Source organism: Comamonas testosteroni (genome assembly GCF_014076415.1).
Taxonomy (GTDB): Bacteria; Pseudomonadota; Gammaproteobacteria; order Burkholderiales; family Burkholderiaceae_C; genus Comamonas; species Comamonas testosteroni_F.
The window spans coordinates 2094803-2106825 of the sequence record NZ_CP043568.1 but is presented as its reverse complement, the minus strand read 5'-3'; the positions used below and the strand labels follow the sequence as shown (position 1 = coordinate 2106825).

The 12023-nt window shown below is 61.1% G+C and carries 5 protein-coding genes; all 5 read right to left on the bottom strand.

Features of this window, described 5'->3' with window-relative positions:
- Positions 1-57 precede the first annotated feature (57 nt).
- Positions 58-1173 carry a hypothetical protein gene (locus F0P97_RS09620; RefSeq protein WP_182286528.1) on the bottom strand — a complete coding sequence of 372 codons (1116 nt, stop codon included), beginning with the start codon at positions 1171-1173 and terminating at the stop codon, positions 58-60.
- A gap of 9 nt (positions 1174-1182) precedes the next feature.
- A complete protein-coding gene (locus F0P97_RS09615; protein WP_182286527.1) occupies positions 1183-1584 on the bottom strand; it encodes a hypothetical protein in 402 nt (133 codons plus the stop codon).
- A gap of 336 nt (positions 1585-1920) precedes the next feature.
- Positions 1921-2082: a four-helix bundle copper-binding protein gene (locus F0P97_RS27990; RefSeq protein WP_420093908.1), complete on the bottom strand. Its 162-nt coding sequence runs from the start codon at positions 2080-2082 to the stop codon at positions 1921-1923.
- 709 nt (positions 2083-2791) lie between these two features.
- Positions 2792-3613 carry a universal stress protein gene (locus F0P97_RS09605; protein ID WP_182286525.1) on the bottom strand — a complete coding sequence of 274 codons (822 nt, stop codon included), beginning with the start codon at positions 3611-3613 and terminating at the stop codon, positions 2792-2794.
- 609 nt (positions 3614-4222) lie between these two features.
- Positions 4223-12010: a PLxRFG domain-containing protein gene (locus F0P97_RS09600; protein ID WP_182286524.1), complete on the bottom strand. Its 7788-nt coding sequence runs from the start codon at positions 12008-12010 to the stop codon at positions 4223-4225.
- Positions 12011-12023: the final 13 nt, after the last annotated feature.

The following is a 12023-nucleotide window of genomic DNA, read 5'->3' as shown; positions in this document are numbered from 1 at the left end:
CCGCCCCGTTGATCTGCGCTGCGTTAAAGCCTGGGTATGACATAGGCCGCTACCTGGCTAAACATCGTCGGGCGGGCCATATTCCAAGGGGAATCCGGCCTCCGTATTGGTGCAGACAAACAAGCCCCTCCAGTAAAAGCGCCCCCTGAAAGCCCCACCCGCAGCCGCGCTGTCGATGGAAAAAATCATCCCCCGCACGCCCTTCTTGATGTTGGTAGCCAGCACAATGCGCTGATGACTGCCATCAATGGCTGTAAGGGGCACGGCATTGACCAGATTGGTCTTGCTGACCACGGCACCGCTGGCATTGAGCTCGCCCACAGATACTGTCGGCGTGCTGGTGGCTGCGTAGTCTTCGCAGATGAAACCGATCTCACTCGGGTAAAACCAGGTATCCGGGTCATCCATGCCATCCTGGAAGCCCACTCGGGCAATCCCACCGTCGGCGTCTTCAGAAACCTCCGACCAATATTCCTCTCCCAGCGCCGGTTTCGGGATGCCAGGGCCCAACTTCACTGCGCGGTTGGCTGAAAACACCTTAAACGGAGCTTCCGTGCTCTTGACGATCGAGCCCGGATAGTAGGCTTTGGTGCTTTCGTAGTCGCGTGCCACGCCCAACTCAATAGCAGCAGTGTTTCCAGCACCTTCTACAGAAGAGCACATTGGCATGGAGCCTGCTTCATCCCCACCCGCTTGGGCCAACACCGGCGCGCCGCCAATTGCCCAAGAATTGGCAATCAAGCTCTGTCCTTTAGGCGCCCCAGCCGTATAGCTGTACACGCGCAGGTTGTCTCCGTAATTGATACTGAGTGCGCCCGTGTTCGGGGAAAACGCCGATCTAGCACGCGCCACATTCAACATGCCCGCCGTGATGCGGCACTCCAGCTTGGTGCCCGCACTCCAATCCAGTGCAGTCGTTCCCTCCTGGCCTCTCAAGACCTCTACCGTCTTTGCCTCGCCGTTGATCTTGACGATGAACACGATCTCCACTGCATCGCGTTGATCTGGGTTGACGAGGGTCGCCCGCGCAAAGCTGGCGAGATTGAAGTACCCCCAGCCTTCAATCAGGCCCGCCTCGGGCATCGTGATGGCAGAAGAAATCACGGTATCGGCGGCCGAGATCCCGCCCGCCAGAGCAAATCCAGCATTGTTGAAATAGCTCTCCTGCAGCATGCCGGCCCCTTACACCAGCGAGAGGATCTTGGCCGGCCCGTCAGACCATGGCGTGCTGACTTCGCTGCCGTTCGTGCTGAACGGGAAGCCCGTGACCACATCGTAGTAAGCCAGCAAAGGCGAGGTAGCCGCGCTGCCCGTGTCCTTGAATAGCGCAATGGCCTTGACCGTGCTGCCGGCAGCCACCGCCCCGAAGGAAATGTCGTCAGCATCAAAGACGCCGCCGGTCACGACCTTGTTCTGCAGCTCCACGGCCGCACCAACGACCGCGCCCAGATCAGAGAGGAATTCGTGGGTGTTGCTGTAGACATAGGCCGCAGGCACCAGCACGGCCTGGATGGTGTCGGCGCTGAAATTGATGGCGCCGCTAAGCAGCTTCTGCGCGCCCTTGGGATAGAACTTGTTGGCCATGGCAAAACTCCTGTGTGACTTGCAGGGAGTTTTGCCAAATGGCCTTCAAAGGTCGAACCCTAGAGGGGTGTAGTGGAGGTGAATCTTTGACGTGAAGGACTTAACACGGCCAGAAGCGGTCATCGCAAGTCGTCAACTCTATGACTGCTTCTGGTTATCCGCTTCAGCAGGTTTTCAGTGACTGGCACGAGAGCGCGGGCGAGGATTTTCTCGTGAGGAGGAGTAGTCCGGTAGCTCTTCGGAGCTCATAAACACGGTGGCGTTGGCTCAAATACGGCCCATTTCAACCAAAGACGAACTATTGGAAGCGGTCAAGGCTTTTGAGATTCAAATAGGCTAGTTAATCACTGCGCGACATTCTGTGGCACATGCGCGACAGGCATCAGCGCACCTTTGGCAATGTTCGTGGAGATGTTGCCCGCATTCATTGGCACAAGCCAAGCATACTTCGCTGCATAACTTGCAAAAGTGCTTAGCCAGTTCGCTGTTACGAGCCATTGCACTAACGGCCAAGCTGCATACAGCAGCGCAATCGATATCAAGTTCTATGCAGCCAGCCATCGATTTCACATCATCCTCTTTCAGGCACTCGGCAATGCAAGAATTGCAGGCGGTCACGCATACGTTGCATGCATCAATGCATGCTTGGTACTGATGAGATGAGTTCATTGAAGTCTCCTTAGGGTTACATTCACTTTCTAGGCCAATGCTCATTAGTTTTCTGTAGGCCGCAATGCCTAGCGTTGGTCCATTTACATTCCGTTTTCTGCGTTACTGTGGGTGCTGCAACTCCAACCCGCGTTCGACTGGGTGGCTGCCTCCAAAGTCTGTTTGATGGGCTGAGGCAGACGACTCTTGCAGATTCAGGCGCGGTAGCCAATACACATGCCAAAGTACCGTCTCGTCCCAGGGCTGCGCTTGATGCCACGCGCTGGCATAGAGCCGACCAAGCCCGTGGCGAGGATTCAATGTCACTATCTTTGGATCAAGTCGACTGACCCAGAGTCGTTACAGACAACCCGTGCCTATGGCAGCGTCGAGCGAGCCAGGCACGCAGTTCGGCTGACTCAGGGCTGCTTCTCACGAGCGCATGTACGACGGACTGAGGGCGCTCAGAGGCAGATTTTCATCTGACGAACTCTTGCTGGGCAGGGTGTACGAATGCCAAATCGGTATACATCCGTTTGATCTTGAACTTTAACCAGACTCAATGCACCATCAGCACTGGTAAGGTCATGGATTGAAGTACTGAGCGCGTGGCCCCCCCCAGCACCCACTCGCGTGCGCGACTATGACCATAGCAGCCCATCACGAGCATGTCAGCGTCCAAGTCGGAGGCGAGAGATAACAGAGCCGCCCCAGCATCGCCTTGCTCCCCCCCACCGTCGTGCATGGTCGCTACGACTCCGTGGGTCTTTAGGTAATGCTGCTGTGCCAGCAAAACAAGGTCGGGGGTATCGCCATAGTAGACAACGTGTACGTGGTCAGCGCGAACGAGCCAAGGCAACGCGGCTGAAATGGCGCGTGCAGCCTCGCGCGTCTGCTTCCACGCCACCAGCACGTTGCGGCCAATCTGAGCAGTCGGACCTGCGTAGGGCAGTACCAAGGCTGGCCGGCCAGTCTCGATCAGCAGGTTGGGAACGAAGTCGGGCGGTGTTCCGGATGACGCCTCATCCATGGCATCACGCTGGCCAAGCACCATCAAGTCGGAATATAGGGCCTGCCGAGCAAATTCCCAGGGAGCACCGCCTGCCACCTCGGCCCAAGTCAGGCGTGGTGATGCTGCACTGGCGGCCAGGAACGCTGAGCGAGCCTGATCACGGTATTCGTCGTCTAATTTTGCCAGTTCACCGGCAATCATCGCGCCTCCCTCAATCGCTAGCGGGTAGCGCAGCAGCAAGGGCGTTACGCTGTACATCGCCGTTGCCTTTGCGTCGAAGGTCTCGACCAACTGGCGAGTGATCCGCACCCGTTCGGCACATCGCGCAGTGCCGTCAATGTGCAGCAGAATGGACTTTGGGGTCTGCATGATTTTTCCCTTCAAAGAAGGAGATTAGGTATTCAGTTTAGACCTTGCCGAAATGCGATCACTTGAGAAACCTCAAGCGAGACATTGTTGGGCATGAGATAGCCTTTTTGAATGTCCGGACCCGTTCCTTGTCCATCGCTAATCTTGTCCCTGCATTTCCTAACACAGTCAAGTCGCTAGGTTTGCGCTTCTGAACGGAGCAATCCTGCAGATCTCGGAATTACTTGGGCGACATCATTCCCAAGCTTGCATGCCGATGGATTTCACTGAAGTACTCGAACGCATTCGCCAATTGCGCCAGCGCGGTCGGTGCATGGCACAGATCCATGCAATGCAATCATGCTTGAAGGTGCTTAAAGCGTATATGCTCAATTGGGTTCTTGATGTGCGTGTATTGGGTTCGCGTCCTGCACTTCATTTGCAACACTTTTTCGAGCTGCTCGGGTCGTCTTGTGTTGCATCGACCAGTTGAATCCGCCAACAGAAACCGGAGAGTGGTGCAGTCTTGTCAAACGATAGTACCCGCTTGCACAGCGGACATTTTTTGACGATGCTCGGACGGCTGCAATGAATCGTTAGCGCCACTTCACTAACGACCCAAGGTACTATTTACCCCAGTGACCGAACCTGCTCACGCATCTGCTCCCTGAGCGCCTTGGGCGCAGTATCCGCAATGCGGTCGCTGCGGTCCTTACCCATCTCGCGCACGCGCTTCCACACATCGGGCATCTTCACCACAATCGGCTGCTCCGGGTTGTCGCGATTCCATGCTGCCAGGCGCTCGCGCACCCGCTGCACAGCCGCCTCGTCCTTGCGGAATAGCGCGTCTGCCCATTGCGCCTTGATGTCAGAGCTGGTCTGGGTATAAAACGACTTGCTGCGCTGCATGAAGCTATTGGCTTCCTGCACCTCGGCCGCGCTCTTGGGCTGGAATCCGATTGCCTTGGCTGCGGCTTCGGCCAGTGTCGTGTCGATCACCTTGTAGCCCTTGGTGTCGCGGTACATGCCGGTGGCTGCCATGTCGGCACCCTTGGCAAGGTTGCGCACCGCAGTGGGCGAGATTTCCAGCGCCGCACCAGCCACATCACCTCCCAGCAGCTTGCGCGCACTGGTAAAGCCGCGCGCCACCAGGTCACCAGCAGGCCCGATGATTTCCGTCATGTCCCGCTCGCGATTGGGCTTGTCCAGGAATAGCCCGGTACCGGGCAGCAGATTGCCCATGCCCAGGCGTCCAGACACATCGATGGGCGCGCCCGGCAGGCCAGACAGGCCCTGCTCCATGAACTCGCCCAGCTCCTTGCCCACCACGTTGGCCAGCAGCTCCTTGCGCCATTGCTTGGCGCTGATGTTGTAGCCCATCATCTGGCCGGCACCAACAATCAGGTCCTCGGCATCCTCCATGAAGGGCACGCCGCCGGCGCCGCTCATCAGCAGCAGCATGGCAATGGCCCAGCCTACCGCACGGCGGCCAGCTGCTCGCTCCGGGCTTCCTGCTGCCCCCTGATTCCACATGCGCTGCATCAGCTCCAGATAGCTGACCGAATAGGTCTTGAAGGTGAACAAAGTCCCGCCGACCGCACCGCGCGCCCACTTGGGCTTGTTGGCCTTGCTATAGACGAACTGCGTTTCCAGCACCGCCTTGCGGGCGAACTCGGCCGGGTCGGCCATGCCCTGGTCCTTGGCAATGCGATAGGACGCAATAAAGGTGCTGCGGCGGTTGAACTGCTCGGCCAGGGCGAAGGGCTGACCCCAGAGCACCTTGCCCTGCTCCCAGAGGTTGCCGGCCTTGGCGCGCAGATCGCCTGCCTTGGTGCCATCGCCCGAGCGCAGCATGCCCGCGCCGCGCGCCTGGGCCATCAGCTGGTGGATTTCCTGGGGGCTGACCACGCCATCGTCTTCGGCAGACTGCAGGGCCTTACTCAGGTCAGCCTCGTACTTGAAGCCCTTATCAGCTACGGACCTTCCCATGTCCTTGAGCGCGCGGGCGAGCTGCGCGCCGGCCTTCTTCATGCCGCCGTACTGGCTCAGCCAGGGCAGCGTCACTGCAAAGGGCTGCGTCGTATTCACAAAGGCCGAAGCGATCGAGCCGCCCAGGTACTGGGCAAACAGCATGCCGCGCACGGCCTGGCCTTCCTCCTGCGGGTCGCGGATGTAGTCGCGCAGGCCCATGGCCAGGTCCTTGAGCTCGCCCTGCTCCTTGGGGATCTTGCCGATGGCCGTCTCCATCTTGCCCGCATTCAGGCCCATGGCCCCGGCGCGAGCGTTGGAGTAGACAAAGTTGGCCACCACTCGACCCACATCCTCGCTGAAGCCAGCGATGCCCTTGCGGTGAATCAACCGCTTCATGGCGCTGTGGTTGTTCTTGGTCAGCTTCAGGAACTCCTGGAACGCCTTGTCCTGAGCTTCATTGCCCTCGGCCTTGAGGCCCAGCATCTCCCCGAATTGCTCAAGAGTCTCCGGCGTCACGCCGGCAAACAGCTTGTAGGCCTCGGCACTCATGGTGCCCGTGGTGACGGTCGCGCCCTTGAACTCCTGGGCCAGTTGCATCTTTGCCCGGTTGGAATCGCGCGCGGTTTCGTACATGCCGAAGTAAAGTCGCTCGCCGTTGGCATCCACCACATCCACCGTATAGCGGCCAAAGCGCGACAGCGGGGCATAGCCGCCCTGCTGCAGATCCACGGCCGTATCCAGCCGGCGGTTGATCAGCTGCATATAGCCGGCCAGGCGCTCGCGCGAGTCGGGGTCGGCCTTGGCATCCTGCTCCAGAGTGTCCAGCAGCAGCTGGGCCGCAGCTTCGACGGATGGCTGCGCCAGCACCGCATCGCGCATGGGCTCGTACTTCTCGCCCACCACACGCAGCATATCGGTGCGCGCCGTCATGTCGATGGAGCGATCAATGGCCGCGCGCGCCTCGCGGTACAGGCTGATCTGGTTGGCATCCGTCCCGAACTGCGCCTGCAGCTCTGCATCGGTCCAGACAATGCCAGCCTTGAGCATCTTGTTCTCAAAGCGCGCGTTGATGTTCTTTTCAAACTGGGCCACAGGCAGGCCCTGCCACATGGCCAGCACCTCAGATTTGATCTTGCCGTGCTTGAGCAGCATGGCCGCCTTGTTGTGGGCAGACAGATTGGCGTAGCGCTTTTGCAGGTCATCGACCAGCGTCGGCTTGCCGTTCTCGTCGCGCGCCCAGATCAGCGTGCCCTCAAACAGCGGGCGGGCCACGGCCTTGTTGTCGGCAGCCGAGACAGGCTTTTTCTTGAGATCCCCCAGGGACTCCACACGCGGCAGGATGCGCGGCGCCATATCGGCCGCGTCATTGGCCAGCATGCTCACATCATCGATGTTCTGCTGGGCCGACTCATAGACCGGCTTGAAGCTGGGTGCGCGCTCGGCCAGGTGGCGCATGGTGCCCACGGACTTGTCCCAGAGCGATACCTTGCCCTCGTGGGTGAAGGTCTTGGTCAGCTGGTCAAGGGCGCTGTCCTTGAGGTCCGCGAAGCGCGAGCGGCTGAACATCGGTTCGTCCGCATCCAGCTGGCTCGAGCTGGTGTCCAGCGTCAGCAGGCGGTTGAGCTCGCGTGCAACATCTTCCGTGGCCGCCTTGCCCTGCTGCACGCCATTTGTTAAAGTGGGGGCGTCTCCTGAAGTCGTTGAGCCAGACCGTTCGGATGCCTTCTTGGCATCAACACTGGACACTCTCGGCTTCAGGAGATTTTCTTTGAGCGAAACACTGTGCAGGTACATCCGCTGCGTGTTGTGGTCACGACGAACCAGCACCGTCACGATGTTGTCCTTGCCTGAAATACTCACCGGTGCGGACGTGTAAAAGCTATCGGTATTGCCGGCAGTGGTTCGATACACCAGTGCACCACGCTCGATCACATCCTTGACTGCTGCAAAAGCCACCTTCTTGGCATCGTTGGCACCGCCGTGCGCTATCGAGCTTTTTGCAGAGCGCGCATCCAGAACCACCTCACCGAATTCCGGGCTCATAGCTTTGCCTCCTTGCTGAGCAAAGAGATCCGCAGCCCATTGCTCAATCGCGGCGTATCCGCCTGAAGGCGCGTTCTTCAGATCCAGGAGCGCAACTGGCGCGCCCTGCAGCAGCAGAGCTTTCTCCACATCGGTCTTGGGCTCTGCGCGAGAGCCACGACTGAACGACGCAGCTCCACTCACATCCCCTCCAGAACCGCCGTTCTCTACCCAGGCCCGCGCCGGCAAGATGAAGTTGCGAATCAGCTCAGCATCGGTAAGCGCCAACGACTTGAAGCCCGGCACATTGGCACGCAGCCAGGTGCGGATCGCAGCCACGGCACGGCGCACAAATCCCAACTCGGGCGTGTTCTGCGCCATCTCGGCCAGCACTTCCTCGGCAGCCGTGCGACGGTCCAGACGGTTGACCCGGCGCAGACCGTATTCCGCAATCTTCGCGTCCACATCGGCCTTGCGCATGGTGGCCACCTGATTCAGGATCAGCCCCAGGTCCTTGCCAAACAGGCCGCGCAGCCCATGGTGCCCCAAAGCCTCATGGAACAGCACGCGCGCAGCATCGTTGGGCGTCTTGAGCTTGGACGCCATCAGATACACCTTGCCCTGGTAGTAGAAGCCCTCCGGAACGCCCCGGGCGCCACCACTGCGCTGCTTCAGGTCGGCGCGGCGCGCGCTCTCGGGCACCACCGCGTCCTGCATATCAAAGGCCACAATCACCTCGGGACCGTTGGCCCAGGCCTTCCGGATGGCATCAGCCGTGCCCTTGACGGCGCGCACTGCCTCGGCACGTGCCGCTGGCGAATAACTGGGGCGTACGTTCGTGCTGGGCGCCACAGCAGCTGCAGATACATTGGCGGGCAGCCCTTCGCCCATACCCTGAAGAAAGTTCGCCACATCAAAGGCCGCACCTGCCAGTTGCTCGGAATCATGGCGTCGGAAGCTGGGGGCACCTGTGTCGTCGGTGACCTCCCCTGAAACCGGCTTATCGATCACCACCTTACGCATGCCACCCTCGCGCAACACCATGCGCTGGCCGCCAACAATGCTCTTGAAGTCCTTGTGCTCGGCCTTCCACTCGTCCATGGTCATCACCACATCCGGCAGAGGCTTCTTGGCGGCCTGTTCGTCGGCTCGCTTCTTGGCGTCCTCTGCATCCTTGCGAGCCTTGGCAGCCTTCATCTTGTCCAGTACGGACTTGGATACCTCGCCGGCCTTCGTCAAAAGCTCGGCCATTCGGCCCTTGGCATAGTCGCCCAGGTTGTGCTGGTCAATGATCTTTCGAGCCCGGTCAATAGTCGCCTGTGCATCGCTGGAATTTTCCGACTCCAGGCGCTTGGCCAGACCGTTTAGCGCCTCATCCACCTCGGCGCGCGGCGCGGCAAACTCGTCGTAATCCGCAGGATAGGCATAGCCGAAGTCCAGCCCGTGCTTGCCCCCATCAACCTTGAATTTGCGATAAGGATGAGCAATCCCCGTGATGACAGCCGTGCCGTAAGGCTTCCGTCCTATGGCGATCTTGATTGTCTGGCCGCGCTCAAAGGTCACAGGCTCCATCTGGCCCGTGGCATGGTTCATGCGTTCCACAGTGAAATGGTCGCGGCTATCCACATTCGCGCTGGGCGATGCCTTCACCGCAGCCAGCGCTTGCTCCACGGGCGCATCCAGAACAATGGCCTTGACCTGCTTGCCTTCCTCGGCTGCCGCGACTGCCTGGTGGTGACCGTCGATGATGTGGCCATCGCTGGAGACAATCACCGCACGATCGCCGGCGGCGCTCTTGGCCGCTTCCACCTTGGAAGGCGAGTATTCAGCTTGAGTAGGCTTGAGCTGCGCCGCGTCCACGGTCGTGGTTTCATGGGCAATGCCCTGGGCATTCAGGTGCTTGACCAAGCCGCCATGGTTGGCGGTGGGCACCTGGGGCATATCGGCGCGCGGGATGCCCAGCGTGCCAGTCTCTGCCGTGAACGGTTTTTCATCGCCCACGGGCTGCGCGGCAGGCTTCGGCAGCGCGTCTCCGGAGACGGCATTGGGCGCAGGTTTTGCTGCATTTTCAATAGCTGCAGGCGCTTTACTCGTGGACTCCACCAGCGGTGCCACCAGCGAATCCAGCAGCTTTTCGCGGATCTTCTCGCCAAGGTCCGGCCATGCACGGGTGTGCACGTTCTTGCGTGCGATGACCGTAAGGCCGGGGGCCGTGGCCGCGACGGCCTGACGCTCCGCCGTGGTCATGCGCGTCCAGCGCTCGCTGGCATCGAGCTGGCGCTGGCGCTGGGTTTCACGCTCTGCATTGCCTTCGCGCGCGATCTGTGCCGCCTTACCTACGGCTGCCTGGGCCGCGCCGGCTGCTTCCGAGACTTGCGCTTGAGCTTTCGCAAGGCTCGCGCCCTGCTCTTGCGCTCCAGGGTTCGCAGCTGGGGTGGTGCTATTGCCTACCCCTTGCCCTGCATTTTGGCCAGTTTGCGCTGCTCCTGTTTGCGCAGGTTGCGCGCTGCCTTGCTGGGCTTGATCGGCTTCAGAGACATTGGCATTCGCTCCTGATTCAATAGCTGTTAGCGGTTTCTGAGCAAGCGCTTGAAGTGCTTTTTTTAGCTTTTTTGTGCGCTTGTGGGTGGGGCCGTAATGGGAAATGGCCTGCTGCAGCTCCTGCTCGTTCATGTCGGGGATCTGCTTGGCCAGGATCTGGTTGATGCCGGTCAGCTGCACGGGTGCAGGCGCGCCGGCGGTCGAAGCGCCGCGCCCCTGACCGCCAGCGGCCTGCAGCTCCAGTCGGGTGAGCTGGGTCTGCAGTGCATTGCGCTGGGCAGCCCTGTTGCCGTCCCAACCCTGGGCCGCGCCCTGCTGCTGCATAAAGGCAATGCGGCTCTTGAGCTCGTCCATCTGGGCTTGCAGCGATACCTCGCCGGTATCCGGATCCACGCCGGCAGGCACCTGGGGGGCGGCCTGCTGCTGCTCGGTCAGCTGCTCTGCCATGGGTGCCACCTGGGGCTGCACCACTGGAGAAGCTCCGGAGTCCACCGCCATGGCCGCCGCCTTGGACAGCGCGCCCGCGTTCGGGTCCAGGCCCATCGCCTGAGAGGGTGTCAGCTCTGGCGCGGCCGTCGCGGCAGGCTGCTGGCCAGCAGCGCCCAGCTCCGTACCCCACTCAGGGGCAGGAAAGTCGCGCGTGAAGTCGATTTCATTACCCTGCGCCTCGGGCGCCGCGCCAGGCAGGGTTTCATAATCCAGATTTGGAGCATTGGCCGGGGATGCCGGGGCCGTGCCTGGCTCCACCTCGGCAGCCGCGCCGGCGGAAGTCGTCCACGCAGCGGGCAACACGGCAGCAGCAGCGGCTGCCTGATCTTGCCCAGTGGCCGCGCCCGGGGCATTGGCAGCGGCGTTCCTGGCATTGGCCGCAGCATCATCGATCTGCTTGTCCTTGAAGCCACGATAGCCAGCCGCGCCCGCGCCCATGGCGCCGCCAGACAGGATGCCCATCACAATGGCGTCGTCCAGTCCCTCGCTCCAAGACTTGCCAAGCGCTTCGTTCTGCAGGATCTGCTCTGACACCGACTGGGGCAGCTCCTCGAGCACGCCCTCGGTGATCGCGCCCTCGCCCATCTGGCGCAAGATGCTTTTCTGCGCGGGTTGAGCCAGAGGATTGACGGCTGCGGCCGTGGCGCGCTCTGCGGCCTCCTTAGCCATGCCCTTGGTGCCCTGGGCGAGCATCATGTCGGCATCGCCAATGCCCAGACGGTTCGCAACCTTGTTGCCGGCAAAGCCCAGCGCACCAGTAGCCAGGCCGGTACCGGCGGCCAGCGCGGCCTGCTTGGCGGTCAGCTCTCCGTCTGCCGTCTCCTGACGGATCTGCTCGGCAGCGGAGCCAGCCCCTACCACGCCCTCGCCAGCAGCGCCAGCGATGGCCGCGCCCTTGGCCCCCATCTGCCCCAGGCGGGTGGCAGCCATGGCGCCGCGCCCGATCGCACCGCCGGCGCCCATCGCCCCCAGAGATTCACCTACCGCCATAGCGATCAGCGAGGGATTCGAGAGCGCAACTGCAGCCTTCCCGGCCACACCATCAGCGTTCTGGAATTCGGCCTTCTGGGCCTTGGTCACATCAGAGTGCCAACCCTCGGCAATCTCGCGCGCTTCCTTGAACCGGACGCCTGCCCCCTCCAGTGCCTTGCCTGCCTTGCCGCCTGTCACAAGGTCTGCAACGCCGACTGCAGCCTCTGGAACAGCCAGCGCAGCCTTGACAGCTGTGGCGGCTACGTCCTGGGCTACGCCTTTTACGCCGCGAGAGGCAGAAGGAGCAGGCTCTAATCCGAAAGCATCCTCATAGGAAAAATTGCCAGCCTGCTTTGAGGAGGGGCTGCTACTGGCGGGCGCCTGCCCGTAGGCATCTTCATAGGAGAAAGTGCTTTTGCTCATCCCCCAATGACAC

Coding starts and splice junctions, on each gene's coding strand:
- F0P97_RS09620 (WP_182286528.1), bottom strand. CDS start 1,173: ATGCTGCAGGAGAGCTATTTCAACAATGCTGGATTTGCTCTGGCGGGC.
- F0P97_RS09615 (WP_182286527.1), bottom strand. CDS start 1,584: ATGGCCAACAAGTTCTATCCCAAGGGCGCGCAGAAGCTGCTTAGCGGC.
- F0P97_RS27990 (WP_420093908.1), bottom strand. CDS start 2,082: ATGGCTCGTAACAGCGAACTGGCTAAGCACTTTTGCAAGTTATGCAGC.
- F0P97_RS09605 (WP_182286525.1), bottom strand. CDS start 3,613: ATGCAGACCCCAAAGTCCATTCTGCTGCACATTGACGGCACTGCGCGA.
- F0P97_RS09600 (WP_182286524.1), bottom strand. CDS start 12,010: ATGAGCAAAAGCACTTTCTCCTATGAAGATGCCTACGGGCAGGCGCCC.